Source organism: Ruegeria sp. AB8 (assembly GCF_056542605.1).
The window spans coordinates 136,850-162,031 of record NZ_JBQGAB010000005.1 but is presented as its reverse complement, the minus strand read 5'-3'; the positions used below and the strand labels follow the sequence as shown (position 1 = coordinate 162,031).

Sequence of the window (25,182 nt, the reverse complement as noted above, 5' to 3'; positions counted from 1 at the left end):
TTCAGCAGCAACTGCAACCAACATGGTGGTCGTGATCGCAGACTGGGGTGGGTGCATAATCACCCACTTCGCTCAGAACGCTTCTCAAGGCCCAAAGGATCATGTCCACGTCTTCAGCCTCGATCGTCAGCGGCGGGCGAATCTTCAGGATATTGTCCTTTGGACCCTCGCTTCCGATCAGAATGCGATGATCCCGCATCCGGTTCTTGACGAACTTGCAGATCTCGGTTCCTTCCGATCCGTCAGGGTTGATCAGTTCGACGCCCAGAAACAGACCCATCCCGCGTACATCTCCGACGCAGCCAAAATCAGCCTCAATCCCGCGCAGGCCGTCCATCAGGCGTACACCCATATTCCGGGCATTGTCCTGCAATCCCTCGTCATCGACGATGTCCAGCACCTCTTTCCCAATCCGGCAGGACAGGGTCGAACCGCCGAAAGTCGAAAAGAACTCGATGCCATTGTCGAAGCTGTTCGCGATTTCCTTGGTCGTGACCAGAACGCCCAGCGGATGGCCATTGCCGATGGGTTTGCCCATGACAACGATGTCGGGCAGTGCCCCCTGATGTTCAAAGCCGAAATAATACTCGCCCAGCCGGCCAAGGCCGGTCTGCACTTCGTCCGCAATGCAAACGCCACCTGCGGCCCGAATTTTTTCGTAAACGGCCGGAAGATAGCCCTTGGGTGGAATGATCTGGCCGCCGACCGATGGGAAGGTTTCCGCGATGAAGCCAGCAACCCCATGTCCTTTGGCCTGCAATGCGGCAATTGCGGGGTCCACCAAGTCTGCGAACTTCGCGGCACGGTCGGAATCGTCACGTCGGAATGAACCGCGATAGTCGTCGGCCACTTCGACCAGTTCGACCCAATCCGCCTGCCCCACGCCGCCGGGCTTGTTGAACTTGTAGGCCGAGATCGCCACAGCCGCATTGGTGTTGCCGTGGTAGCCGTGATCCGGCGTTACGATCCCCTTTGCCCCTGTGCGCGCTCGCGCCAGCCGAAGGGCCAGTTCGTTCGCCTCGGTCCCCGAGTTCACGAAGAAGCAGACCTCCAGGTGATCCGGCAACTTCGACAGAATCTTGTCGGCAAATGCCGTTTGGGCCGGGTGCAGATAGCGCGTGTTCGAGTTCATCCGCTTCAGTTGGTCCGCTGCGACCGCCTGAATGCGGGGATGTGCATGGCCCACGTGGGGGACGTTGTTATAGGCGTCCAGATAGGGGCGGCCCCACTCGTCGAACAGATGATGCTTCCAGCCGCGAACCAGCATGACCGGATCGTCATAGGTCAGCGACAGGTTGCCACCAAAATGGTCCTGGCGCCCGCGCAGGATCGCCTGTTTGTCGGTCGGGCGATAAAACACCTTGTCGTCCGGCAGGTTCAGTATTGCCGCAGGGTTCGGGCATACTGCGTGCCACAGATACATCTCGTCCGGGTCGCCGACACCGGGCCAGTCCGCCTGCATCCCGGCGGTGGTCAGGGCCAACTGGAAATGCACATGAGGGGCCCAGCCTCCATTCTGACTGGCATCCCCTAGGCGGGCAAAGGCCGCGCCCTGTGCGACGGGATCGCCCGGCTTGAGCCGCGCGCAGACCTCGGGGTCCAGGTGACCATATAAGGTATAGAACGGATCGCCTTCAGGGGTTTCATGATGCAGGATCACAACGCCGCCGTAATCCAGATGGGCATCGCGGTTCTCGACCACTTCAACACGTCCGCTCATCGGAGCATACAGCACGGCTCCGGCGGGCGCGAAGACATCAACGGCCAGATGAACAGTCCGCCGGTCCGAGGCCTTCCAAGACCCCTTACGGAAACCGGGCTCGGCATAAATCAGGCGCGGCTCGTTGTAATACCCCAGCCACAGGCCATCGCCGAACTCGGCGCCCACGCGGGCGGCCTCTTCCAGAGGCATGTGGAACGGGTTCTGCGGCCATGTCGAATTTTCAACCGAAAGCGATCCCATCGGCACATCCGCCAGATTCTGCCCGAACATCTGCGCAAACTGGCCGCGGTGGTCGGACAGATAGGCGTGGATACGCTCGGCCCCGTCCGTGACCGGCAGCCCGCAGGCCGCGCGCAGGCGGGCGGGCATCAGACCGCCATTGACGGATGTGTTCTCTAGGAACCGCCAGGCCGGAGCCTGCGAGATGGTGACATAGGGATCATCCGGGTTTTCAGCCGCCATCAGAGTCGAATTCACGACGGACACCGCCAGACGCATCCGCAGCAACGGCCAGATCAGGTCGACTTCGTCGGTGCGCAGCGGGTTGGCGGCGTGATAGCCACGCACCAGCGCCGTCAGGGCGCGTTCAGGCCTGGGATGATCCAGAACAATATAGGCCCCGGCAATTGCGAGGTCACAGATACGCGGCGCTGCACACATGTCGCCCAGATCAATCAGGCCCGAGATCTTCTGGCGTTGTCCAAGCTCACCCTCAACAAGAATGTTGTAATCGTTTGCGTCATTGTGGATGGCCTGCCTGGGCATCGCAGCCAACCTGCCGGATACCTCATGGAACCCATCACAGATTTCGGTCAGCAACGCGCGTCGGTTGGGATCCGAAACAACCTCAAGCCTGCCGGAAATCCACCCGGCCTGTGTCAGATCCCATTTGAAATTGTCCCTGCTCAGCCCTGAATGATCGAACTTTTCCAGAGCTCGATCCGTCGCTCCAAGAACACGGCCCAACTTCATGATCAGCTCGTCGGTTTTGGGCGCGGCCTTGGCGTAGCACTGGCCCGGCAGACGCTCCAACAACCAAGCAAGTCTCGGCTGCCCCTGATCGTCAGGGATTTCGGGCAGCAATCCACCGGTCAGGTCCGGGATGACCGCCGGCATCGGCAGGCCGGGGGCCTCGGATGAGATATGGCGCAATGCCTGAACCTGCAGGTCCACAAACTCGGCCTCACACCCGGCCCGCATCACCTTGAGAACGTAGTCCCGTCCGTTGGTGGCTTCGGCCAGGAAGTTCAGATCGTATTCGCCGTCCAGCCGGGTCAGCCTCGCTTCGATCCCCCAGGTCGCTCGCAGCGCGTCCGCCCAGAATTGCGTCAGATCATTCATGCGCTTTGTGTCCTTTCCCAAAGCCGATCTCTTCTTTTGTGCCCAAATATCTCGGGGGTGAACTGCCGCTTACGGCAAAACGGGGCAGCCGCCTTGCCTTCAGTCCAGCGCGCGCAAGCGTTTGATCAAGGAAGAGGTGTCCCAGCGCCCGCCGCCCAGTTTCTGAACGTCCTTGTAGAACTGATCAACCAATGCCGTCAGCGGCAGCGACGCGCCGTTCCTGTTTGCCTCGTCCAGACAAATACCCAGATCTTTCCGCATCCAGTCCACCGCGAACCCGTAGTCGAAATGATCGTCCAGCATCGTTTCGTGCCGGTTTTCCATCTGCCAGCTTCCGGCAGCACCCTGACTGATCACTTCGATCACGGCACGGCCATCCAACCCGGCTTTCTCGGCAAAGTGCAGGGCTTCGCTCAGCCCCTGCACAACACCGGCGATGGCGATCTGGTTGCTCATCTTCGTCAACTGGCCCGCGCCGCTGTCGCCGATGCGGCGGCATATCTTCGAATAGACCTGCATGACCGGCTCGGCCTTGTCATAGGCGTTTTGCGCACCGCCGCACATGATGGACAGAACGCCGTTCTCTGCGCCCGACTGGCCACCCGAAATGGGCGCGTCCACAAAGGCAAATCCCCTATCATCCGCAACCGAGGCAAGCTCTTGCGTCACTTTGGCGGATACCGTGGTGTGATCGACAAAGACGGCACCTTGCGACATGCCATCAAAAGCGCCGTTCTCGCCGGTGCAGATCGCGCGCAGGTCGTCATCATTGCCCACACAGGCAAAGACCAGTTCCGCGCCTTGCGCAGCCTCCGCCGGGGTTTCCGCCATTGCGCCGCCGTGCTGATCAACCCAGGCCTCGGCCCGTTTTGCGGTGCGGTTGTAAACGGTGACGTCATGCCCTGCTGCCTGCAGGTGGCCAGCCATGGGATAACCCATGACTCCAAGACCTAGGAACGCGAGTTTTGCCATCAGGTGATCCTCCCAGCTGTCCGGCCCTGCATCCGTCTGGTGGCGGGCCGGAATGTTCAGCAGAGACAAAGCAAAGCTGCGGGCAAAGGGCAACCCCGTGTCAGCTTTTGCGGCTCAGATCGCTGAGGATTGGACAGTCGGGCCGATTGTCTCCGGCGCAGGCATCAATCAGGTGGCTTAGCGTGTCACGCATGGCGTTGAGATCCGCAATCTTGATTTCGATCTGCGCCAGGTGATCGCGCGCGACCTTTTTGACATCAGCACTGGCGCGGGTCTCATCTTCGTAAAGGGCCAGCAGCGTCCTGCAATCGCCGATCGTAAAGCCCAATGCACGGGCGCGACCAAGAAAGATCAGCTTGTGCACGTCCTGTTCGCGAAACCTGCGATAGCCGTTGTCATCACGCATGGGCCTGATCAGTCCGATATCCTCGTAGTACCGGATGGTTTTGGCGGGCAGACCGGTCTGGCTGGCAATGTCTCCGATATTCATGGTGTCACCGATTGGGCTGTTGGGATTGCAGAGGGTACGGGCGCGCTGACGCTCACCCGCCGCAAACGCAGTGCGTTGGTCACAACAAAGACGCTGGACAAGGCCATCGCCCCCGCCGCGAGCGCAGGGGACAGCAGCGGCCCGCCAAACGGAAACAAAACACCCGCGGCGACGGGGATCAGCAGCGTGTTGTAGCCAAAGGCCCAGCAGAGGTTCTGGCGGATGTTGCGCATAGTCCGGCGGCTGATTTCCAAGGCGTTCACGACGCCCCGCAGATCGCCGGAAATCAAAACGACGTCTGCCGTCTCGATTGCCACATCCGTTCCCGTACCAATGGCAAGGCCGATATCTGCAGCAGCCAGCGCCGGCGCATCGTTGATCCCGTCGCCAACAAAGGCCACCACGCCAAGACTGTCCTGCAGTTCGGTGATCGCGGAAAGTTTACCATCGGGCAGAACATCGGCCACGACATGGTCAATGCCCAACTCATCGGCCAGCGCCTGCGCGGTGCGGGCGTTGTCGCCTGTGATCATTGCAAGGTTCAGCCCCATATCGCGAAGCTGCGCCAACGCTTCTTTTGTTCCCGGCTTGACCGGATCGGATACGGCAAGCATGGCCGCTGCCGCGCCGTCAATGGCAACATACAAGGGCGTGGCCCCCGATGCCGCGCGCCTGTCCGCCTCGGCCCTCAGATCGTCAATGTCTATTCCGTTTTGCATCATCAGCTTCGCTGAGCCGATCATGACGTCCTGTCCTTCGACCTCGGCGCGTACGCCAAGCCCGGTCATCGATTCAAACCCGGACAGCTCAGGCAAATCCGATGGACCGGCCCTTGTGATCGCGGTGGCAATTGGATGTTCGGACCGTGCCTCAAGCGCGGCGGCAAGGCGCAGCATTTTTTTCGGGTCAAATCCGTTGGCCGGGATAATGCCGTCAAGCTCGGGCCGGCCCAACGTCAAGGTTCCGGTTTTGTCAAAAGCGATGACCTGCGCCTGCTGCAATTGCTGCAGAGCATCACCTTTGCGGAACAGAACACCCAATTCGGCCGCGCGCCCGGTGCCGACCATGATTGAGGTCGGCGTTGCCAGCCCCATCGCGCAGGGGCAGGCTATGATCAGCACCGAAACGCCCGCAACCAGCGCCAGGGGCAGTGCGGGTTCGGGGCCGAAAACAAGCCATAGCATGATTGTCAGAACTGCCACCGCAATGACCACAGGAACGAAATAATAGGTTATGCGGTCGACAAGACCCTGAATCGGCAGTTTCGCGCCCTGCGCCTTTTCAACCATCTGTATGACCTGGGCCAGCACGGTGTCCGCCCCCACGCGTATGGCGCGGACGCGCAGCGCACCGGTGCCGTTGACCGTGCCGCCCACCACGGTGTCTCCGGCGGATTTCCCGACCGGCACCGGTTCGCCGGTGATCATGCTTTCGTCCAGATACGACGTGCCGTCCAGCACTTCGGCGTCCACCGGAACGCGCTCGCCCGGGCGGATTTGCAGGATGTCGTCCACCACAATGTCTGCGACGGGCAGGTCTGCGACCATGCCGTCCCTTTCAACCCGCGCCGTTTTGGGCTGCAATCCAATCAGCCTGCGGATCGCGGCACCTGTTCGACCCTTGGCGCGCGCTTCCAGCAGGCGTCCCAAAAGGATCAGCACGATGATGACGGCGGCCGCTTCGAAATAAACATTCGCCGTTCCTTGCGGCAGTATTCCGGGCGCAAAGGTGGCGATGACTGAATAAAGAAAAGCCGCGCCTGTGCCGAGAGCAACCAGCGCATTCATATCGGGCGCGCCACGTAGCAGGGATGGGACGCCTTTTGCATAAAAGACACGACCGGGGCCAACCAGCAGAACCGCGGTCAGAAGAAACTGGATCATGTGGCTGGTTTGCGCGCCGATATTTGCCTGCACCCAATGATGGAAGGCAGGGACCATGTGCCCGCCCATCTCAAGCACAAAAACCGGTAATGCCAGAACCGCCGCCAGCAGGGTCGAGCGAAGGAGGACGTTCAACTCGTCCGATTTATCGGCGGGCTTGGGATCAGGCGCATTCCCCTGGTCGACATGCGCGGTATACCCGATTCCGTCCGACACCTGCGCCAGTGCCTCGGGGGTCGTCGTCCCTTCGAGGTACGAGACCAGTGCTGTCTGGGTCGCCAGGTTGACCTGCGCATCAATGACACCGGGGCTGGCCAGTAAGGCCCGTTCAATCCGGGACACGCATGAAGCGCAACTCATCCCCTCGATTCTCAGCGTCGCTTGCTGGGTTGCCGCAGGGTATCCAACGCTAACCAACGCCTGAACCAGCGGTGCCAAGGGGCCTTCGATTGAAACCTGTGCCGTTTCCGTTGCGAAATTGACAGAAGCGTCAGTGACGCCGGAAACACCCCGCAGCGCCGCTTCCACACGTCCGACACAGGAAGCGCATCCCATGCCCGTGATCCTGAGTTGCAGTGTTTTCAGTTCAGCCATCCGACTCGTCCCGACATAAGTTCTTCCCTGCACATGGGGGTTCCAGTCACGGGAAGGTCAAGGGGTTCGACTGGTTTTTTGTCCGAATTCAGGATCCGCGTATGTTCCGTTCCATCAGTCGCTGATACAGGCGCGGCGACAAACTGTTGAGCCACCACGCAATGCGCGCAACACGCCCGACCGGGATCATGGGCTTGGACCTGTCCAACCCCCGCAGGATGACCTCGGCGGCTTTTTCGGGGCTCATGGCGTCCATTTCATCGGATGCCGAGCCGGGACGTGCCATTCCATCTGCCTGCGTTTCGGCATTGCCGGGATTGGTGGAAACAAAGGACGGCGCGGCAATATGCACTCTGACGCGGTGCGGCCCCTCTTCGGATCGAAGCGATTTGAAAAACCCTTCAAGCGCATGTTTCGAGGCAGCATAGGCCGTCCGGTGATAAAGCGGCGCGAAGCCTGCGACCGACGAGATCGCCAGATGCGTGCCCTGCGTTCTGCGAAGCTCCGGAAGAAACGCGCGCGCCATTGCGACGGCGGCGAAATAGTTGATCTCGAACAGTTTGCGATGGCTGGTGTCGTCGGAAACGTCAAACCCGCGAATCTGGGTGACACCAGCATTGTAGATGACCAGATCGATGCCATCGCTGGATGTGATGGTCTCGAGGACCGCTTCCTGCAACTGCTCGGGTTTCGTCAGGTCGCACCCGATCGGAAGCTGTGTTGGGGTCGCCGTAAGATCTGACACATTCAGATCCAACAGGACAACACGCCAGCCCCGCCGCTGAAGCCCCGCCGACAAGGCCCGGCCCAGCCCACCTGCGCCGCCGGATATCACCGCCGTTTTCATAGCCCCGCCCATCCTTTCCACAGCGCGAATACCTCGGCGCTGGACTTTTCCGGGGTGTATCCGAAATTGGTTTTCAGCGCAGTGTTGTCCAGCACCGGCCGGTATTGCAGAAATCGCACCTGTTCCGGTCCGTATCGCGACAGGCCAAGGGGGCGGGCAAGGCTCAGGGCTGATCGGATCACCCACGCAGGCAGGCGCAAAACAGGTTTGTTCATGAGGTGCGCCAGTTCCGTTATTCCCAGCGCTCCGTCGCCGGCCACGTTGAAGATACCGGCCGGTCCATCTGTCGCCGCACGTTTCAGTATACGCGCCAGATCGCGGGTCCAGATGAAGACAAAGGGACTGTCGCTGCCGGAAACCGCCAGCAGTCGTGGTTTGTGAAACAGCGCCGTAATCTGATTGTCCGTGCCTTCCCCCAGTACAGTGCCCACGCGCAGGACCACCTGCTCAAGCTGCGGCGCACGTTGACGGGCCTCGGCCAGCATCTCCTCGACCTGCCGTTTGTGGTCGGCATAGGGAAATTCGGCATTGCCACGCAGCGGATCCTTTTCGCGTAGCGGGACGCGGTTGTCCGGGTGATAGCCGTAGGCAGCGCCCGACGACGTGACGACCAGCCGCCGAACGCCATTGGAAATTGCAGCGTTCAACACGTTTCTTGTGCCGGTGACATCCACCTCAAACGCTTTCTGGCGGCCCAGTCCGGGCGGTGGTGTCACAATCGAGGCCAGGTGAACGATGACTTCCGGCTTCACCTTCGCGATCACACGGGCCGCTTCGTCAGTGGTCACGTCCAGATGCAGAAACGCGATGTCTTCGGGCAGGTCGGACGGTCGGTTCAGGTCTGTGGCAAATACAGCAAAGTCTTTGACTTCGGCCAGAAGGGCGCGCCCGACTGTTCCGGCAGCGCCGGTAATTAGGATGCGGGTCATCGCGCTGCCTCGGTCCGAGCCATTGCCGTTGCCAGCGCAATCCCCGAGATCGCGTGCCAGATGCCCCAGAAGGCTGCCACAACGGCCATGCCGCCCAATCCGTTGAAGAACGCGAATATCAGGACCAGCCCGAGGCCGGAATTCTGAATACCGGTTTCGATCGTTATGGCACGGCGGTCATAGGGGGACAGCCGGGTCAGAGTGGCCACAACCCAACCGCCCCCCAAAGCCAGCGCGTTGTGAATGATCACAAGCCCGGCGACGGCTCCGGCAAAGCCCAGGAAAAAGTCCCAGTTGGCCGCCAGAGCAAGAATGATGAACGCAACGAAGATGCCCATGGACAGGTACTGCAGCGGTGTCCGCAACCGCGCGGTCAGATCCGGCCGGCGCTGGTTCAGCACCATGCCAAGCACCAGAGGCAGGATCAGCATCAGCCCCACGATGATCGCAATCTGCCAGGGGTCGATTGCCGTTCTTTGAAGGATTTCCCGGGTCGGTGGATAAAGCCCGCCCCAAAACGCAATGTTGAACGGGGTCATTGCGATTGCCCCGATCGTGGCGAATGCAGTCATCGATACGGACAGGGCGGCATTGCCGCCAGCACGATGCGTTATGAAGTTAGAAATATTGCCGCCGGGGCAGGCTGCGACAAGGATCAACCCCAGAGCAATCGAAGGACGCGGGGCCGCCAGCCAGACCAGTACAAACGTCAGCGCAGGCAGCACTACGAATTGAGAGGTCAGCCCCACGATCACGGGCTTGGGCGCCCGGCGCAGGCGGTTGAAATCCTGCGGGGTCAGGTCGATGGCAATCGAAAACATCACGATCGCAAGAATGCCGTTCAGCAATGTCAGTGAGGCCGGGGTGAAGTTCAGGGTGATCTCATCGATGCCGGTCATGGGGCGGCTTTCCTAAACTTGTCAATCCAGCCGGTGACCGCTTTGCGGTAGGTCGCCTTGTCCACGTAATACGCCATGCGGGCGAGGTTGAGGTAGTTCATGCCCCCGGTGGCGCGCTCATAGGATTTTTGTTTTGTGGCCTTCAGTTCGGCCGCCGCGGTGCAGCCGCTCTGAATACCTTTTATATAGCGCGCCACCATCTCGGCTTGCTCGTGGCGTCCCTGCCAGCCCAGACCGGTCGCTTCGATCATCCCCAGAACAAACAGGTCGTCGCGGTCCGGGTGCATGGAGTTGAGGTAAAGATGCGGCGCATCGCCCTGCCAGTTCAGCAGATCTGGGTCGATGAACGGGTAATGCAGTTTGTACCCGGTCGCGGCGAGGATCATATCATAGTCTTCGCTGCCGCCATCTGTGAAATGCACCGTTTTACCGTCGACCTGCTGAATGTCGGGCCGAACGCGCAGATCTCCGTGACCCGCGTGGTACAGCACCAGTGAGTTCACGATAGGATGGCTCTCGTACAGTCTGTAGTCCGGTTTGGGAAAGCCGTATTTCTGCGGATCCCCGATGAACCACCCAAGGATCAGGCTGTCGATATTGCGCTTCAGCCACATGGGCAGGCGGATCATTCCGCCCATCGTATCAGCTGGCTTCCCAAACACGTATTTTGGAACGAAATAGTACCCGCGCCGCATCGACAGATCGCAGCGCACGGCATGGTGAATGGCGTCCACCGCAATGTCGCAACCCGAGTTTCCTGCGCCCACGATCAGCACGCGTTTGCCATCGAACTGTTTGGGATACCGGTATTGCGAGGCGTGGATCAGTTCACCTTCAAAAGTGCCTGCGAACTGCGGCATGTTAGGTTCGGACAGGGTGCCGTTGGCGATCAGAACACCGGCAAACTCGGCCTCATGTTCCCCGTCCTGATCCCGCCAGCAAACGCGCCAGCCATCGCCGGGTGCGCCCAACGGCCTGGCTTTCGTTACCTCGGCATTGAATGTGAAGAACTTGCGCAGATCGAAGTGATCAGCAAAGGCGCGAAAATAATCCCGCATTGCCCGATGCGACGGATATTCGGCGACCCCATCCTCCATTGGGAAGTCGGTGAATTCCGTCATCCGTTTTGACGAGATCAGGTGGGCAGTCTCATACATGGTTGATCTGGGGGCATCAATGTCCCACAGACCACCGACATCCGAATGCAGCTCGAACCCCTGAAATGGAATACCTTGCTCCTTTAGCACCTTGGCCGCAGCCAGCCCCATCGGGCCCGCCCCGATGAGGGCGAATGCCTCGCGCTTTTCTGACATGAACTCTCCCCTGTTCGCACGGCTTAAGTTGAACGATCGTACAAAATAAGGCAAGATGATTTTCATGACCGCCAAAGTGACTGAAATAAAACGACAAAGAGCACCATCGAAACGATCGCTGCAGACCCGGGCGCGCATTCTGGACGCGGCCGAGGCGCTGTTTGCCGATCGCGGATTCGAAGGGGCGTCGATCAGGGACATCGCGGCCAAAGCCGGTGTGCAAGTCGGGTTGGTGCATCACCACGGGGGCGGCAAGGAAGAGTTGTTTCACAAGACCGTTGCGCGTCGCGCGGATGAACTGGCCCAGATCCGGCTGGACGCCCTGAACGCGTTGAAAGAAGCTGGTCAGCCAACACTGCGCGGTGTTCTGGACTGCTTCATTCGCCCTTACATTACGTTAGCCGAAACGGGCGGAGCGGGATGGATGGCCTATGGGCGTCTGGTGGCACATGTGTCTGTGGACCCGCGCTGGCGCGCCATCGCGGCGGAATGCTTCGACCCAACGGCGCGGCGTTTCATTGCGGAAATCGCGGCGCTGTACCCGAAGGTCGATGCCGCTTTGCTGGCCAGCGGGCAGGTGTATTCGGTGTCCGCAGTTCTGGCGCATCTCAACAGTGCATGGCGGGTGGATGCCTTGTCAGAAGGCGGACAACTTGCCGGGACCGACGAACTGATCGATTTTTGCGCGGCAGGGATCGAAGCGCTTGTTCGATCCGCAAACCCCTAGACGGTTTGGCATTACCTGGTTTCAAACTGTATCAGCAGAAGCGAATTATACGCCGCGGGCGGAGACGTTCGAACCGCTTCGGGCGAGGCAAAGAACCCAAACGAAATCACTGCCAGTGAAAAAACGATGCCAGCTAACAGCGCGCTGGCTAAATTCATTGTTGATCGCATCATTCGGGTAATTCCTTGTTCTAATTCAAGGGTAAGGAGCGTTGTTGACGCCGTGTTCAGGATCGCCCTGCCAATTGCTGCCTGAGCTTTTCGTTTTCGGCCTGAAGCTGCGCCAGTTGCTGGCCAAGCGAATTCAGGTGAGGCCGAAGCTCGGCCTCGGTGAAACGAGGGGTGATGTGGCGGGGGCAGTTCCAGTCCAAGGCCTCGACCTTGATGATCACTGCGCGCTCGGCGGGGGCTTCGGCGTTGTCAGGGTAAAGCCTGGCGGCTGCGGCTTCGCCTTCGGTGAATTCGACCCGTCCCAGAATCTTCAGACGGCGCTGATTGGCATAATCCATCAGGATCAGGGCAATCCGGTCGTTGCCGTCCAAATTCCCGCGTGAAATGTACTGTTTGTTGCCTGAAAAATCAGCGTATCCAAGGGTTTGCGGCCCAAGCACTTTCAGGAACCCGACCGGACCGCCGCGGAATTGAACATAGGGCCAACCGGTCTCGGATACAGTGGACTGATAAAAGCTGTCGCGGGCCTGAATGAATGCCTTTTCAGCCTCTCCGATCAGGTGTCCTTTTTGCGGACCGCCGTCCAGGAACTTGGCATAGCTTCGCGCCGAACCCATCCTCTCCTGATGGGCGCGAACGGCGGGGGTGAAGGTCAGTTCGGAAAACGCGCGTGGCATGGGCTGTCCTTTCAAAGACCCAGATCAGACAGGCCGGGATGGTCGTCGGGGCGCTGTCCTGCGGGCCAGTGGAACATGCGTTGTTCTGCGGTGATCGGCAGATCATTCAGCGACGTGTGGCGCGAAGCCATTCGGCCGTCTTCAGCAAATTCCCAGTTTTCGTTGCCATATGACCGGAACCACTGACCGCTGTCGTTTTGCCATTCATAAGCATACCGTACGGCGATGCGATTGTCGCGATAGGCCCATAATTCCTTGATCAAGCGGTAATCAAGCTCCTTGGCCCATTTTCGTGTCAGAAACGCGTGAATCTCGGCGTGCCCGCTCAGGAACTCGGCGCGGTTTCTCCAGCGGCTGTCTTCCGTGTAGGCGGGCGTTACGACGTCCGGGTCGCGGCTGTTCCAGGCGTTTTCCGCCATGCGCACTTTCCGGGTGGCCGTTTCATGCGTGAAGGGCGGCGAAGGGGGGCGGTTCATATTTCAGGCTTTCAGGTTAAGGCGGCAGTGATCAGCGCCAGAGTCAGAAGAAACGGAACGTATTGCGGTGAAAATAGACTGGCACGACGTCGCATCGGTAAATTCCTTTGGTGTACAGATCGGTAAATCTTGATGATAAGATGTACAGATCGGTACACTTTTTCAAGTCCTTTTTTCGAGAATATTCGATGTCATTCTCCTGACTTGAAAAATAGCATTATAAAACAATGCAGTAATTGTTATCATTGAAGGTGCTTTGAAAAGTGTATATGTACTGATCAGTACAATCCGGAGCTAAGAATGCGCCCCAACAAACGTGATGAGCTTGTCCGCAAGGCCTTGGAGGTTTTCTACAGGGACGGTTTTCATGCCACCGGAATGGACAAGCTGGTGGTTGAAACAGGCGTATCCAAAACATCGATGTACAAGCATTTCCGCACCAAGGAGGAGTTGATCCTTGCGGCATTGCGCCTGCGAGATGAAAACTTCCGAAACTGGTTCGTCCGAAGGATTGAAGACCTTTCCGAAACGCCCGCCGGTCAGCTGATCGCCAGTTTCGATGTGCTGAAGGAATGGTTCGAGGAAGACAAGTACCGCGGCTGCATGTTCATCAAGGCCGGGGCTGAGTACCAGGAAAAAGACCACCCGATCCACGTTCAGGCGGCCGAGCACAAGCGGTTGCTTCTGGACTACATGACCGATCTGTGCCGCAAGGCCGGGGTTCGTGATCCTGAAAGTCTGGGGTGCCAGCTGCTGCTTTTGCAGGAGGGCGCGATTGTGACGGCGGTTCTTCTGAAAAAATGCGACCCTGCGCAGGATGCAAAGGAGGCGGCGCAGGTTCTGCTGGACCACGCGCTGACATGACCGGATTTGATGAGAAGGTCAGACACCAGACCGCGCAAAGGAACGTCGCGTAGCAAGGGTTGAGAACGCGGCGTCACCCGGATTGGAAGAATCCGGGGCCGGGGATAGCATCGGACTATCAAAGACCGGAGAATACGATATGTCGCTTTTCACTTCGACCGCCGCATGGGTCACCGACGAACACCGGATGTTTGCCGAAATGGCCGGCCGGTTCATGGATGACGAGCTTGTCCCGAGCATTGATCGCTGGGTCGATCAGGGGATCGTTGATCGCGCGTTCTGGACGAAAGCGGGCGAAACCGGTTTGATGGCGGGCTCGATTGACGAGGCTTACGGCGGCGTCGGCGGCGGCATGGGGTTCGACTCGGTCACGCTGTACGAACAGGCTTCACGAGGCGATGCCGGATGGGGATTTGGGATTCAGTCCATCGTAACCCATTACATCACCACCTATGGCAGCGAAGATCAGAAACAGAAATGGCTGCCAAAACTGGCCAGCGGCGAGATGGTCGGCGCCATTGCCATGACCGAGCCGGGAACCGGGTCAGACCTGCAGGCAGTGCGAACCACGGCCGAGAAGGATGGTAATTCCTACCGGATCAACGGATCCAAGATATTCATCACCAATGGCCAGACCGCCGATCTTGTCATTGTGGTGGCCAAGACCGACAAATCGCAGGGGTCCAAGGGGGTGTCCCTGATTGCTGTCGAAACCGACGGCGCGGAAGGGTTTCGTCGGGGCCGCAACCTGAAGAAACTGGGTATGAAGGCGAACGACACGGCCGAGCTGTTTTTTGAAGACGTCAAGGTTCCGATGACGAACCTGATCGGCCCGGAAGAGGGGCAGGGCTTTTATCAGTTGATGAAGCAGCTGCCCTGGGAGCGTCTGACCATTGGCATCATGGCACTGGGCGCGATCGACTTCGCCATCGCAGAAACGGTGAAATACACGCAGGAACGAAAAGCCTTTGGCCAGCGCGTGATGGATTTTCAGAACACGCGATTCAAGCTGGCCGAATGCAAGACCAAGGCCGAAGTTCTGCGCAGCTTTGTGAATGACTGTATCGGAAAGCTTGAAGCGAGCGAACTGGATGCGGCCACGGCGTCAATGGTGAAGTACTGGGGCTCCGAGGTTCAGAACGAGGTCATGCATGAATGCCTGCAACTGTTCGGTGGATACGGGTTTATGATGGAGTATCCGATTGCCCGCCTTTATGCGGATGCGCGGGTTCAGATGATCTACGGCGGGACAAATGAGGTGATGAAGGAACTCATCGCCCGTTCACTGGACGTCTGAATCCGGAACGCTCCCGCCAGTCGTCAATGTTCCTTGCGGAACACCTCCTCCTGTTGGGCCGCGCAGCGCGCCGGGGCGCGCTGCGTTCGTGACAGCAGATGGGTCAGCCCCACAAAGTGGGGTTCATCCACGGATCTGGCAGGCGCAGAACGCCAGACGCCTTTGTCTGGTTCCGGTTGATGTGCAGGGACTGCCACGCCGGGGCCCATTCCGTTGGAATGGGATAGGGCGTGGATACCCGGTCTTCCGCAAGAAACCCAAAACGGCTGTAATACTGCGGATCACCAAGCACATAGACCTGCAGATGCCCGAGTGTCTGAAGCTTGCTGATGCCTGCGTTGACCAGCCGTGTGCCGATCCCCTGTCGCTGAAGGTCCGATGAAACGGCAAGCGGCCCCAATAGGGCCCCCGGTGTCGGGTCGTTCTCCGTCCGGCAGGTGGTGAAAAGGACATGGGCCACCAGCCGATCACCGGTAAATCCACCCAATGACAGGATATCCTGTTCCAGCGTCAGAAGTTCCGCGACCAGCAGTGTCAGATCTTCGTCCGGGAACGCATCAGGGTACAATTCCAGAATTTGCGCCCGATCCGATGCGCCCGTTTCGCGAATGGTGATCTTGTCGTCCAATTCGGCCTCCTTTGACAGCGGTCCAGCCGCTTAATCCGGTGGTGTTGCGACCTGCCCCTCAAGCCAGGCGCGGAAAGAAACAAGCGGTGTTGCGGCAGGTCGGTGCTGCGGCCACACCAGGTAATAGTCACCCAGGCTGACCGGCGGACCCTGCCAGGCCAGCGACAGCCTGCCTTTCCTGAGATCCTCGGCAACCAGATAGCTGGGAAGCAGTGCGACACCCAGCCTGTGGATTGTGGCCTGAATCATGGTTGAGAACTGATCGAACATCATTCCGGTCAGGCCTTTGACGGGGTGTCCCTGTATTGCGAACCATTGCTCCCACGCGTCGGGGCGGGTTTCGATATGCAGCAATGGGGCCGACGTCAGCCATTCTATACTGTCCTGACTCTTCGGCAGAAGATCCGGGGCGCAGACAGGCAGAATATCTTCCCGCATGATGGGCAGGTAATTGACGCCGGGCCAGTCACGTTGTCCGAAATGGATGGCGGCATCGAAATGCTCGGTCTGGAAGTCAAACGGTCTGAGGCGGGTATTCAGGTTCACGGTCACTTCGGGGTGGCGGCGTGCAAAATCCTGAAGCCGGGGGGCCAGCCAATGCATGCCAAACGCAGGCAGAATGGACAGGCTCAGCGATCCGCCTGTCGGGTTTGCCTTGAGTTTGAGAGAGGCCTGCGCAAGCTGGTGCAGTGCGGTTCGGGCAATCTGGACATATTCCTTTGCCGCCGGTGTCAGATGCAGGCGCATCTGGGTGCGCTGGATCAGTTCGACCCCCAGCTGCTCCTCCATGGTCTTGAGCTGACGGCTGATCGCACTTTGCGTCAGAGACAGTTCCTCGGCCGCTGCTGAGGCGCTGCCGAGACGATCAACCGCTTCCAGCGCCAGCAACGACGGGATCGAAGGCAGAAAGCGTCGGGGCGCAATCATATAACGAATCCTCATACCTTTCGGATGGAATATCACTGGCATTGCGAAGGCGCTAGCCCGATACAGGGCAGGCTGATGGGTAACGGGATTCTGGCATATGGGCAGTCTAGAAACAGTGGCCGAGTTTAACCGGGCCGAGCGGCTCGACGGGATAGAGCTTTCGGAAATCGTTCAGGTCTCCGAACATGCGGCGCGTCTTCGGGCCGAGGGCGTGGATGTGATCGCGCTCAGCACCGGAGAACCCGACTTTCCAACGCCGCCGCACGTGGTCGAGGCCGCGCATCTTGCTGCTGTTCAGGGTCAGACGCGATACCCGGCCACGGGGGGAACACCGGCCCTGCGTGCGGCGATTGCAGGCCAAGCGGGGGTCGGGCCCGCGAATGTCATCGTGTCGACAGGTGCCAAGCAGGTTTTGTCCGGAGCGCTGATGGCGACCCTGAACCCGGGCGACGAAGTTATCACCGCGGCCCCGTTCTGGACCAGCTATGCAGACATGGTCAGGCTGGCGAGCGGTGTGCCTGTGGTGCTGGAGTGCCCGAAACAGCAAGATTTCAAACTCTTGCCCGCACAGTTGGAGGCGGCGATCACGCCGCGCACGCGCTGGCTGCTGCTCAATACGCCGTCAAACCCGACGGGAGCAGTCTATTCCAAGGCGGAATTGCAGGCTTTGGGGGCGGTGTTGCAACGTCATCCGCAGGTCTGGGTCATTGCTGACGAGATTTATCAGCATCTGTCCTATGTGCCGTTTTCCCCGTTTGTCGAGGCCTTGCCCGAGCTTGCGCACCGGACGCTGACTGTAAACGGCGTGTCCAAAGCCTATTCGATGACCGGTTGGAGGATCGGTTGGGGTATTGGGCCTGAACCCTTGATCAAGGCGATGATCGCGGTGCAGGGGCAGATCACTTCGGGTGCGTGTTCGGTCGCGCAGGCTGCGGCTTTGGCTGCGATTACCGGACCGCAGGACCTGTTGGCGGACCGGCGCACCGAAATGCAGGCGCGTCGTGATCTGGTGGTCCGTGGTCTGAATGCGGCGGGGATGAAATGTGCGGTACCGGACGGGGCGTTTTATGTGTTCCCCGAAACTCCAAGCAAAATGCCGGTCGATCACGAGTTTTGCCGTTACCTGCTGGAGGAAGTGGGTGTGGCGCTGGTGCCGGGGCGGGCCTTCGGGATGCCGGGGCATCTGCGGCTTTCTTTTGCTTATGCCACCGAAAGCCTGCAACAAGGGCTAAGCCGCATTGCGGCCGCCGTCGAAAAGCTTTGAATTCAAAGACCGGGGAATTGCAATGGACCGCGCCCAGATCGTTCACGACAACTTCCTGACCCGCGTCGCCCGCCGCGACTTGCCCGAAGGCGCGCCGCCCCGTCCGGGGCTGAGCGGGCCCGAGGCTGTCTTGCTCTACCGATCGCAGGTTCTCAGCCGTGCGCTGGACCGGACAAGCCGGGCGATGCAGAAGGCCGGCCAAGGGTTTTATACCATCGGTTCTTCAGGGCACGAAGGCATGGCGGCCGTGGCCCACGCGCTTCGGCCGACCGACATTGCCTTTCTGCACTACCGCGATGCCGCGTTTCAGATTGCGCGGGCTGAACAGGTTCCGGGTCAGCAGATCGCCTGGGATATGCTTCTCAGCTTTGCCTGCTCGAAAGAGGATCCGACGTCAGGCGGCCGGCACAAGGTGCTGGGATCCCGGGCGCTGATGATACCGCCGCAGACCTCGACCATTGCCAGTCATTTGCCCAAGGCCGTGGGCACGGCCTATTCGCTGGGCGCCGCCCGGCGTCATGACCCCGAGCATCGGGACCTTCCCGCAGACGGGATCGCCATGTGTTCCTTCGGTGACGCGTCGGCCAATCACTCGACTGCACAGGGTGCAATCAATACGGCCGGCTGGACCAGCGTGCAGTCAACGCCGCTGCCATTGTTGTTTGTCTGCGAGGACAACGGCATCGGTATTTCAGTGAAGACGCCAAAGGGCTGGATTCAGGCCTCGATGGAGCATCGGCCGGGCATCAAGTACTTTCAGGCCAACGGGCTGGATATATTCGAAACCTATGCCGTGGCACAGGAAGCCGCCGAATATGTCCGGACGCGCCGCAAGCCCGCTTTCCTGCATCTGAAAACGGTTCGTCTTTATGGCCATGCGGGGGCGGATGTGCCGACAACCTATCTCAGCAAATCCGAGGTCGAGGCGGATGAAGCCAACGATCCCTTGCTGCATACCGTTCGCCTGCTGGATCAGGCCGGGGCCATGACGCCGGACGAGGCATTGAAAATCTATAACCAGACCTGCGCCCGTACTGACCGGATCGCCGCCGAGGCCGCGACCCGCCCGCATCTGGCCAGCGCCGAAGACGTTGTGGCCAGCCTGGTCCCACCAAAACGCGTCTGCAAACCCACAAACGGCCCCAGCGCCGGGGCCCGATCCACGACGTTTGGCGGAGATATGCGGGCAATGGATGAACCGCAACCAATGAGCCGCCTGATCAACTGGGCACTGACCGATCTGATGCTGGAACATCGCGAGATCGTCTGCATGGGCGAAGATGTCGGGCGCAAGGGCGGTGTCTATGGCGTGACACAGAAGCTGCAGCAACGGTTCGGACCGGATCGGGTCATCGACACCCTTCTGGACGAGCAATCCATCCTGGGGCTGGCGATCGGAATGGGGCACAACGGGTTCATTCCGATCCCGGAAATTCAGTTCCTCGCCTATCTGCACAACGCCGAGGATCAGATCCGGGGCGAGGCGGCGACTCTGCCGTTTTTCTCGAACGGGCAGTTCTCGAACCCGATGGTTCTGCGGATTGCGGGCCTTGGATACCAGAAAGGCTTTGGGGGGCATTTCCACAACGACAACTCGCTGGCCGTGTTGCGGGACATACCGGGTGTGATCATTGCCTGCCCGTCGAACGGAGCGGATGCGGCGAAAATGTTGCGCGAGTGCGCCCGTCTGGCCCGGGAAGAGCAACGGGTGGTGGTGTTCCTGGAACCCATCGCGCTGTATCCGATGCGGGATCTGCATGCACCGCAGGATGGCGGTTGGATGACGACATATCCTTCGCCTGACCAGAGAATTGCATTGGGGGACGTGGGCGTGCATGGCGAAGGAACCGATCTTGCGATCGTGACCTATGGCAACGGATATTACCTGTCGAGGCAGGCTTTACCGGATCTGGAGGCCGCAGGGCTGAGCGTGCGTGTCATCGATATGCGCTGGCTGGCCCCCCTGCCGGAAGACGCGTTGCGGCAGGCTACCAAATCGTGCCGGCATGTGTTGATCGTGGATGAATGCCGCAGGACTGGCAGCCAGTCCGAGGCGCTGATGACGTTTTTCCGCGAAGAAAGTGACGCGATACCAACCGCCCGCGTCGTGGCCGAAGATTGTTTCATAGCGACGGGCCCCGCCTATGCCGCGCCGCTGCCGTCCAAAGATGGTATCGTCGCCTCTGCACTGAAGCTGACCGGAGTGCAGCCATGACCCGAACCGCCGTAGTGATTTGCCCCGGACGGGGTACCTATAACAAGCCCGAACTGGGTTATCTGCACCGACACCATTCGGATCGGATGAACATGTTCGCCGCGTTTGATGCCATTCGCGCCGAAGCGGGCCAGGAAGGTGTCACGGCGCTGGATGGCGCTCAGCGCTATACGGTCGGCAAGTACTCCAGAGGCGATGTGGCCTCACCCCTGATTTATGCGGCGTCGCTTGCGGATGCTCAGTCGCTTTCGGACGATATCGAAATTGTGGCCGTTACCGGCAATTCGATGGGGTGGTATATCGCACTGGCCGCCGCGCGCGCGTTGAGTACGCAAGATGGGTTCCGGGTGGTTAACACGATGGGAACCCTCATGCAGGAACAGCTGATTGGTGGTCAGCTGGTGTATCCGTTTGTGGGTGACGATTGGGTGAACGATCCTGCGCGGAAGGCTGAGTTGCTGGCGGATGTGGCGCGAATTGATGCGTTGAACGGCCACGATCTGGCACTCTCCATTGATCTGGGGGGAATGCTTGTGCTGGCGGGCAACGAAAACGGGCTGAAAGCGTTTGAGCAGTCGCAGCCGGTGGTGCAGGAACGGTTTCCCATGCGACTGGCAAATCACGCGGCGTTCCATACCGGGCTTCAGGCACCGGTTGCAGCCAGGGGCCGTGCCCTGCTTGGCCAGGAACTGTTCGCTCAGCCGGATCTGCCGCTGATCGACGGACGCGGCAAGATCTGGTGGCCCGGTGCAACCGACACAAAGGCGCTTTGGGACTACACGCTGGGGCATCAGGTCACGGAAACCTATGACTTTTCACGTGCAGTGCAGACCGCCGCGCGCGAGTTTGCCCCCGATCTGTTCATTGTCACCGGGCCGGGCGCAACGCTTGGTGGCGCGGTCGCGCAATCACTGGTTCTGGCAAATTGGCAGGGCATGGCCGACAAGGCTGCGTTTCAGGCCCGACAGGAGGCAGAGCCCCTTTTGATTGCCATGGGTCGCGACGATCAGAGAATGCTGGTAACCGGCTGATACACCGATGAGGACTGGTGCGAATCCGAGGGCGTCGAGTTGAGCGATCATGAAAAGCCATTGTGGCTGAATACCAGCCGCGAGCATGTGGACAGCACCCGGCTGACTGCCGATCTGACCGTGGATCTGGCGATAATCGGCGGGGGTTACACCGGCTGTTCCGCTGCCCTGACGGCCGCCAAAGCAGGCGCATCGGTCTGTCTGCTCGAGGCGCAGGAGATCGGGCACGGCGGATCGGGGCGCAATGTGGGGCTGGCCAATGCGGGCCTATGGCTGCCCCCTGACGACATCCGCGCGCATCTCGGTAAGGCCGAAGGCGACCGACTGATTGACCTGTTGGCCGGGGCTCCGGACGAAGTCTTTCGCCTGATCGGGCAACACGGAATTGACTGTGCGCCGGTCAGGAACGGGACATTGCATTGCGCACATTCCCCGGCAGGCAATCAGGACCTTGCGAAACGCCATGCGCAGCTCCGCGCATCCGGCGCTCCGGTCGAGCTGTTGACTGCCGAGGAAACCAGCAGACGTACCGGCAGTTCCGCGTTTCACGGTGCGCTTTTTGATCCCCGGGCGGGAACCATCCAGCCGCTGTCTTATGTTCAGGGGCTTGCCCGGGCCGCAATCGCGGCCGGGGCGCGAGTGTTCACGAACAGCCCCGTGCGTTCCGTGACACAGAACGAGGGCGGCTGGTCACTGATCACGGAAGGCGGAGTTGTTCGGGCCAAGGCGCTCATTCAGGCGACAAACGCCTATCACTGCGACCTGCAGGAAACCGCGCCTGCCTACGTGCCGGTCTACTACTTCCAATATGCAACGCAGCCTTTGCCGGATGATGTGCGCGAAAGCATCCTTGCGGGCGGCGAAGGGTGCTGGGACACCGGCCTGATCATGACATCCTTCAGAATGGATGCCGATGGGCGCTTTATCATCGGCGCGATGGGGGATCTGGGCCACGCCGGGCGGTGGGCCCATTCCGGGTGGGTGCGCCGCAAGATGGCCGAGCTTTATCCGCAACTGGCGGACCAGCCGCTGACAGATGGCTGGCATGGGCGAATTGCAATGACATCGGATCACATCCCGAAAATCACTCGGCTTGGACCGCGCGCCTTGTCCGCGCACGGCTTTTCCGGGCGTGGCATCGGGCCGGGAACCGTGTTTGGGCGTCTCATGGCCGAAAGCCTTCTGGTGGATGATCCGTCAGTGCTGCCAGTACAGCCCGTGGCTGCGCATCGTGAAGGCTGGACAGGATTGCGCCGCGCCTTTTTTGAAACAGGCGCGGCATTGACGCATCTGGTGAAGGCACGGTTCTGAGGTCAGACGGATCGTGTGATGCCACCGTCCACGCGAATGTTCTGACCCGTGATGTATCCGCCCCCTTCGGATGCCAGCAGGGCAACGACGGACGCGATCTCATCATAGCTGCGACCGTACCTTCCCATGGGTATGCGCGCCCGGAATTCCTCTTTCTCGGGCAGGCTGTCGATAAAGCCGGGCAGGACGTTGTTCATGCGGATATTGTCTGCTGCGTATTTGTCCGAGAACAGTTTTGTAAAGGCCGCCAGACCAGCCCGAAACACGCCGGAGGTCGGAAACACCGGATCCGGTTCGAATGCGGCGAAGGTCGAGATGTTGATGATCGATCCACCGCCCTGCGTCTGCATGATTGGTGTGACCAGCCGTGTCGGGCGGACGGCATTCATGAAATAGACGTCCATTCCGGTGTGCCAGTCCTCGTCCGTCAGTTCCAGAACAGGCGCGCGCGGTCCGTGTCCGGCGGAATTGACCAGCACGTCAATGCGGCCCCATTGCGCCATGGACGTATCAACCAGCCTTTGCAGATCTTCATTGGACTGGTTCGATCCGGTAACGCCGACGCCGCCCAACTCATCCGCCAGCGCCTCGCCCTTCCCGGATGAGGACAGGATGCCGACCTTGAAGCCATCCGCCGCCAGCCGCCGAGCCGCATCCGCGCCCATGCCGCTGCCGCCAGCCGTGATCAGAGCCACTTTTGCCATTTCTTCTCTCCGATTGAATGTCTGGATTGAATGTGGAGGTTGCGGCCGGGTTTGACCAATCAGTTCTTCTGCCATAAAACAGTAGGAAATCTACTGGTTTATGCGATGGCCGCTCTACCTCCGTTGAATGCATTGCGGGCTTTTGAAGCTTCGGCACGACACCTGAACTTTCGACGCGCCGCTGATGAACTGGGCGTTACACAAGGCGCGGTCGCGCAGCAGGTGCGCGGGTTGGAGGCGCGGCTGGCGGAAAAACTGTTCGACCGCATGCCACGCGGGTTGCGCCTTACCGAAGCGGGGCGGCGGTTTCACGCACCGCTGCAACGGGCCTTCCAGCTTATCGAAGAGGCCGTCGATGACCTGGCCGGCACAAGACAGATCACCATTTCGGTTACACCCAGTTTCGCGTCGAAATGGCTGGTCCCGCGCCTGAACACATTCACGGACCTGCACCCAGACATCTCGGTTCAGGTAGACGCCCGAGAGCGGCTGGCAGACTTCCGGGCCGACAATGTAGATATCGCCGTCAGGCAGGGTCGCGCACCTTTCGGGCCCGGGCTGATCGTAACACCCCTGTTTTCGACCGAGTTCGTTGCCGTTTGCAGTCCGGACCTGGCAGGGAATGTGCGGGCTGCGCGTGATCTTCTGGGCCAGGTCCTGCTGAACGATACGCACGGACTCTGGCCGCTTTTTCTTGAGCGTGTCGGAGTAACCGGCAAACCCCGGATGATGAGTTTCAGCCAGACCAGCCTTGCCATCGATGCGGCGATGTCGGGGCAGGGGATCGCGCTGGCAAACGCACCGCTGGTAGAGAGGGAACTTGAATCCGGTCGTCTGGTGCAACCCCTGCCGGATGTTCTGATCGGGGATCTGGGGTTTCACGTCGTGGCACCTGCCAATCCACGACAGCCAGAACTGGTCGGGTTGGTTCGCGACTGGCTGTTGTCTCAGACCTGAAGCCTTGCGGCAACCGCTTCGATCCGGTTTCGCAGCCACCGATGCGCGGGGTCGTTGGTCGATCGTTGGTGCCAGACCATGTAGATCGAAACCGGGTCGCAGTTGAACGGAAGCGGCGCGCAATCAAGCGAAGACAACGGCCCCTGTTTCATCAGCGCCGTGTCGGTCGAAATCAGATCGCTGCCTTTCACGAAAGATGGAATAGCGTTGAAATGCGGCAGGGCCACGGTGGGTGGCCTGATCTGCGACTGATCCACGCCGCGCATCACCGCGCGCGAACTGCGTCCATCGGCAAACCGCACTTCGACATGTTCCGCCTGACAATAGCTGGACCAGCTGTCCGGGGGCGTTCGCATCGCGCCGTCATAGAAAATCATCAGCGGGCTGGTGATCAACAGCTTCTGAATGATGTCCGGCCCGTCCGGCGGCAGCGGCGTCAGCATCAGTTGGCACCTGTCACCGCGCAGCAGGTCGGGGTCGGGTACACCTGACGGAATAAAACCAAGTTCAACGCGAATGCCGTCCGCGCGGCTTGCGCGCAGCAGCTCGGGAAAGATCAGCTCGCGCGGCATGTCGTTGGTGGCGATCCCGAACGCCATTTCTTCGGACAAGGGATCGAATGGGCGCTCGTGGGTCAGGGCCCGCATATCGTCGAGCAGCGTCTGAACCGGCTCTTTCAGGGACAAGGCGCGCTCGGTCGGGGTCAGGCCCTGACCTGAACGAATGAACAGCGGATCGTTCAACACCAGTCTCAGCTTCGCCAGTGTATGACTGATTGCAGATTGCGTAACGCCAAGCCGGTCGGCCGCCTTCGAGACCGAGCTTTCCTCGAGTATCGTCAGGAAGATGCGCAGCACCTTGCCATCCAAATCAGTAAAATCAGTTTTGCTCATACAATCTATGATTATTCATGAATGGATTTGCTGTCCACGGCAGGATAGGC

The 25,182-nt window shown here is 60.0% G+C and carries 22 protein-coding genes; 8 read left to right on the top strand and 14 right to left on the bottom strand.

What is annotated here, in order from left to right:
* Position 1: 1 nt before the first annotated feature.
* The 8 genes from ACR0CG_RS07250 to ACR0CG_RS07215 all read right to left on the bottom strand — a co-directional run bounded on the left by ACR0CG_RS07250 (position 2) and on the right by ACR0CG_RS07215 (position 10,991).
* Positions 2-3,064 (bottom strand): aminotransferase class III-fold pyridoxal phosphate-dependent enzyme, encoded by a 3,063-nt coding sequence (locus ACR0CG_RS07250; RefSeq protein WP_480523748.1) that lies wholly within the window; start codon positions 3,062-3,064, stop codon positions 2-4.
* A 99-nt stretch (positions 3,065-3,163) separates the two neighbouring features.
* Positions 3,164-4,036: an NAD(P)-dependent oxidoreductase gene (locus tag ACR0CG_RS07245; protein WP_480523826.1), complete on the bottom strand. Its 873-nt coding sequence runs from the start codon at positions 4,034-4,036 to the stop codon at positions 3,164-3,166.
* A gap of 100 nt (positions 4,037-4,136) precedes the next feature.
* Complete coding sequence (gene cueR, locus ACR0CG_RS07240) at positions 4,137-4,526, bottom strand: Cu(I)-responsive transcriptional regulator (RefSeq protein ID WP_480523746.1); 390 nt, start codon at positions 4,524-4,526, stop codon at positions 4,137-4,139.
* A complete protein-coding gene (locus ACR0CG_RS07235) occupies positions 4,523-7,003 on the bottom strand; it encodes a heavy metal translocating P-type ATPase (RefSeq protein ID WP_480523744.1) in 2,481 nt (826 codons plus the stop codon). The genes cueR and ACR0CG_RS07235 overlap by 4 nt, the downstream gene beginning before the upstream one ends.
* A gap of 88 nt (positions 7,004-7,091) precedes the next feature.
* On the bottom strand, positions 7,092-7,850 hold the full coding sequence (locus tag ACR0CG_RS07230) for an SDR family NAD(P)-dependent oxidoreductase (protein ID WP_480523742.1): 759 nt from the start codon (positions 7,848-7,850) through the stop codon (positions 7,092-7,094).
* Positions 7,847-8,779: an SDR family oxidoreductase gene (locus ACR0CG_RS07225; RefSeq protein WP_480523740.1), complete on the bottom strand. Its 933-nt coding sequence runs from the start codon at positions 8,777-8,779 to the stop codon at positions 7,847-7,849. Before ACR0CG_RS07225 ends, ACR0CG_RS07230 begins: the two co-directional genes overlap by 4 nt.
* A complete protein-coding gene (locus tag ACR0CG_RS07220; protein WP_480523738.1) occupies positions 8,776-9,678 on the bottom strand; it encodes a bile acid:sodium symporter family protein in 903 nt (300 codons plus the stop codon). The genes ACR0CG_RS07225 and ACR0CG_RS07220 overlap by 4 nt, the downstream gene beginning before the upstream one ends.
* A complete protein-coding gene (locus tag ACR0CG_RS07215) occupies positions 9,675-10,991 on the bottom strand; it encodes a flavin-containing monooxygenase (protein ID WP_480523736.1) in 1,317 nt (438 codons plus the stop codon). The genes ACR0CG_RS07220 and ACR0CG_RS07215 overlap by 4 nt, the downstream gene beginning before the upstream one ends.
* Positions 10,992-11,055: 64 nt before the next feature.
* Here ACR0CG_RS07215 and ACR0CG_RS07210 point away from each other — a divergent pair, with 64 nt between their 5' ends.
* Complete coding sequence (locus tag ACR0CG_RS07210; RefSeq protein ID WP_480523734.1) at positions 11,056-11,718, top strand: TetR/AcrR family transcriptional regulator; 663 nt, start codon at positions 11,056-11,058, stop codon at positions 11,716-11,718.
* 226 nt (positions 11,719-11,944) lie between these two features.
* On the opposite strand, the gene ACR0CG_RS07205 is transcribed toward ACR0CG_RS07210, so the two are convergent.
* Both ACR0CG_RS07205 and ACR0CG_RS07200 read right to left on the bottom strand, forming a co-directional pair.
* Positions 11,945-12,565, bottom strand: a complete 621-nt coding sequence (locus ACR0CG_RS07205) for a pyridoxamine 5'-phosphate oxidase family protein (RefSeq protein WP_480523732.1) — start codon at positions 12,563-12,565, stop codon at positions 11,945-11,947.
* A gap of 11 nt (positions 12,566-12,576) precedes the next feature.
* Positions 12,577-13,041, bottom strand: a complete 465-nt coding sequence (locus ACR0CG_RS07200; protein ID WP_480523731.1) for a nuclear transport factor 2 family protein — start codon at positions 13,039-13,041, stop codon at positions 12,577-12,579.
* Between the two features lie 300 nt (positions 13,042-13,341).
* Between ACR0CG_RS07200 and ACR0CG_RS07195 the strand changes: the two genes are divergently transcribed.
* A complete protein-coding gene (locus ACR0CG_RS07195; protein WP_170682180.1) occupies positions 13,342-13,905 on the top strand; it encodes a TetR family transcriptional regulator in 564 nt (187 codons plus the stop codon).
* A gap of 139 nt (positions 13,906-14,044) precedes the next feature.
* Complete coding sequence (locus tag ACR0CG_RS07190) at positions 14,045-15,202, top strand: acyl-CoA dehydrogenase family protein (RefSeq protein WP_170682179.1); 1,158 nt, start codon at positions 14,045-14,047, stop codon at positions 15,200-15,202.
* A gap of 103 nt (positions 15,203-15,305) precedes the next feature.
* Here the strand turns inward: ACR0CG_RS07190 and ACR0CG_RS07185 are convergent, their stop codons facing one another.
* The gene (locus ACR0CG_RS07185) at positions 15,306-15,830 is read right to left on the bottom strand and encodes a GNAT family N-acetyltransferase (RefSeq protein WP_480523728.1); all 525 of its coding nucleotides are present in this window, start codon (positions 15,828-15,830) and stop codon (positions 15,306-15,308) included.
* Positions 15,831-15,860: 30 nt separating this feature from the next.
* Positions 15,861-16,757: a LysR substrate-binding domain-containing protein gene (locus ACR0CG_RS07180; RefSeq protein ID WP_480523726.1), complete on the bottom strand. Its 897-nt coding sequence runs from the start codon at positions 16,755-16,757 to the stop codon at positions 15,861-15,863.
* A 97-nt stretch (positions 16,758-16,854) separates the two neighbouring features.
* Between ACR0CG_RS07180 and ACR0CG_RS07175 the strand changes: the two genes are divergently transcribed.
* From ACR0CG_RS07175 to ACR0CG_RS07160, 4 genes are read left to right on the top strand one after another with little or no spacing between them, the layout of a single operon-like run.
* On the top strand, positions 16,855-18,021 hold the full coding sequence (locus ACR0CG_RS07175; RefSeq protein WP_480523724.1) for a pyridoxal phosphate-dependent aminotransferase: 1,167 nt from the start codon (positions 16,855-16,857) through the stop codon (positions 18,019-18,021).
* A gap of 22 nt (positions 18,022-18,043) precedes the next feature.
* Positions 18,044-20,236, top strand: coding sequence for a dehydrogenase E1 component subunit alpha/beta (locus ACR0CG_RS07170; RefSeq protein WP_480523723.1), 2,193 nt, complete (start codon positions 18,044-18,046; stop codon positions 20,234-20,236).
* On the top strand, positions 20,233-21,267 hold the full coding sequence (locus ACR0CG_RS07165) for an ACP S-malonyltransferase (RefSeq protein WP_480523721.1): 1,035 nt from the start codon (positions 20,233-20,235) through the stop codon (positions 21,265-21,267). The genes ACR0CG_RS07170 and ACR0CG_RS07165 overlap by 4 nt, the downstream gene beginning before the upstream one ends.
* A 39-nt stretch (positions 21,268-21,306) precedes the next feature.
* A complete protein-coding gene (locus ACR0CG_RS07160; protein ID WP_480523719.1) occupies positions 21,307-22,578 on the top strand; it encodes an NAD(P)/FAD-dependent oxidoreductase in 1,272 nt (423 codons plus the stop codon).
* Positions 22,579-22,580: 2 nt separating this feature from the next.
* Here ACR0CG_RS07160 and ACR0CG_RS07155 read toward each other — a convergent pair whose 3' ends face one another.
* The gene (locus ACR0CG_RS07155; protein ID WP_170824707.1) at positions 22,581-23,282 is read right to left on the bottom strand and encodes an SDR family oxidoreductase; all 702 of its coding nucleotides are present in this window, start codon (positions 23,280-23,282) and stop codon (positions 22,581-22,583) included.
* A gap of 105 nt (positions 23,283-23,387) precedes the next feature.
* Between ACR0CG_RS07155 and ACR0CG_RS07150 the strand changes: the two genes are divergently transcribed.
* Positions 23,388-24,239: a LysR substrate-binding domain-containing protein gene (locus tag ACR0CG_RS07150; RefSeq protein ID WP_480523717.1), complete on the top strand. Its 852-nt coding sequence runs from the start codon at positions 23,388-23,390 to the stop codon at positions 24,237-24,239.
* Here ACR0CG_RS07150 and ACR0CG_RS07145 read toward each other — a convergent pair.
* Complete coding sequence (locus tag ACR0CG_RS07145) at positions 24,230-25,132, bottom strand: LysR family transcriptional regulator (protein WP_480523715.1); 903 nt, start codon at positions 25,130-25,132, stop codon at positions 24,230-24,232. The genes ACR0CG_RS07150 and ACR0CG_RS07145 overlap by 10 nt on opposite strands.
* Between the last annotated feature and the right edge of the window lie 50 nt (positions 25,133-25,182).

What these genes read in the sequence shown, in the direction of transcription:
- ACR0CG_RS07250 (WP_480523748.1), bottom strand. Translation starts at nt 3,064, where the DNA reads ATGAATGATCTGACGCAATTCTGGGCGGACGCGCTGCGAGCGACCTGG.
- ACR0CG_RS07245 (WP_480523826.1), bottom strand. Translation starts at nt 4,036, where the DNA reads ATGGCAAAACTCGCGTTCCTAGGTCTTGGAGTCATGGGTTATCCCATG.
- cueR (WP_480523746.1), bottom strand. Translation starts at nt 4,526, where the DNA reads ATGAATATCGGAGACATTGCCAGCCAGACCGGTCTGCCCGCCAAAACC.
- ACR0CG_RS07235 (WP_480523744.1), bottom strand. Translation starts at nt 7,003, where the DNA reads ATGGCTGAACTGAAAACACTGCAACTCAGGATCACGGGCATGGGATGC.
- ACR0CG_RS07230 (WP_480523742.1), bottom strand. Translation starts at nt 7,850, where the DNA reads ATGAAAACGGCGGTGATATCCGGCGGCGCAGGTGGGCTGGGCCGGGCC.
- ACR0CG_RS07225 (WP_480523740.1), bottom strand. Translation starts at nt 8,779, where the DNA reads ATGACCCGCATCCTAATTACCGGCGCTGCCGGAACAGTCGGGCGCGCC.
- ACR0CG_RS07220 (WP_480523738.1), bottom strand. Translation starts at nt 9,678, where the DNA reads ATGACCGGCATCGATGAGATCACCCTGAACTTCACCCCGGCCTCACTG.
- ACR0CG_RS07215 (WP_480523736.1), bottom strand. Translation starts at nt 10,991, where the DNA reads ATGTCAGAAAAGCGCGAGGCATTCGCCCTCATCGGGGCGGGCCCGATG.
- ACR0CG_RS07210 (WP_480523734.1), top strand. Translation starts at nt 11,056, where the DNA reads ATGACCGCCAAAGTGACTGAAATAAAACGACAAAGAGCACCATCGAAA.
- ACR0CG_RS07205 (WP_480523732.1), bottom strand. Translation starts at nt 12,565, where the DNA reads ATGCCACGCGCGTTTTCCGAACTGACCTTCACCCCCGCCGTTCGCGCC.
- ACR0CG_RS07200 (WP_480523731.1), bottom strand. Translation starts at nt 13,041, where the DNA reads ATGAACCGCCCCCCTTCGCCGCCCTTCACGCATGAAACGGCCACCCGG.
- ACR0CG_RS07195 (WP_170682180.1), top strand. Translation starts at nt 13,342, where the DNA reads ATGCGCCCCAACAAACGTGATGAGCTTGTCCGCAAGGCCTTGGAGGTT.
- ACR0CG_RS07190 (WP_170682179.1), top strand. Translation starts at nt 14,045, where the DNA reads ATGTCGCTTTTCACTTCGACCGCCGCATGGGTCACCGACGAACACCGG.
- ACR0CG_RS07180 (WP_480523726.1), bottom strand. Translation starts at nt 16,757, where the DNA reads ATGATTGCGCCCCGACGCTTTCTGCCTTCGATCCCGTCGTTGCTGGCG.
- ACR0CG_RS07175 (WP_480523724.1), top strand. Translation starts at nt 16,855, where the DNA reads ATGGGCAGTCTAGAAACAGTGGCCGAGTTTAACCGGGCCGAGCGGCTC.
- ACR0CG_RS07170 (WP_480523723.1), top strand. Translation starts at nt 18,044, where the DNA reads ATGGACCGCGCCCAGATCGTTCACGACAACTTCCTGACCCGCGTCGCC.
- ACR0CG_RS07165 (WP_480523721.1), top strand. Translation starts at nt 20,233, where the DNA reads ATGACCCGAACCGCCGTAGTGATTTGCCCCGGACGGGGTACCTATAAC.
- ACR0CG_RS07155 (WP_170824707.1), bottom strand. Translation starts at nt 23,282, where the DNA reads ATGGCAAAAGTGGCTCTGATCACGGCTGGCGGCAGCGGCATGGGCGCG.
- ACR0CG_RS07150 (WP_480523717.1), top strand. Translation starts at nt 23,388, where the DNA reads ATGGCCGCTCTACCTCCGTTGAATGCATTGCGGGCTTTTGAAGCTTCG.
- ACR0CG_RS07145 (WP_480523715.1), bottom strand. Translation starts at nt 25,132, where the DNA reads ATGAGCAAAACTGATTTTACTGATTTGGATGGCAAGGTGCTGCGCATC.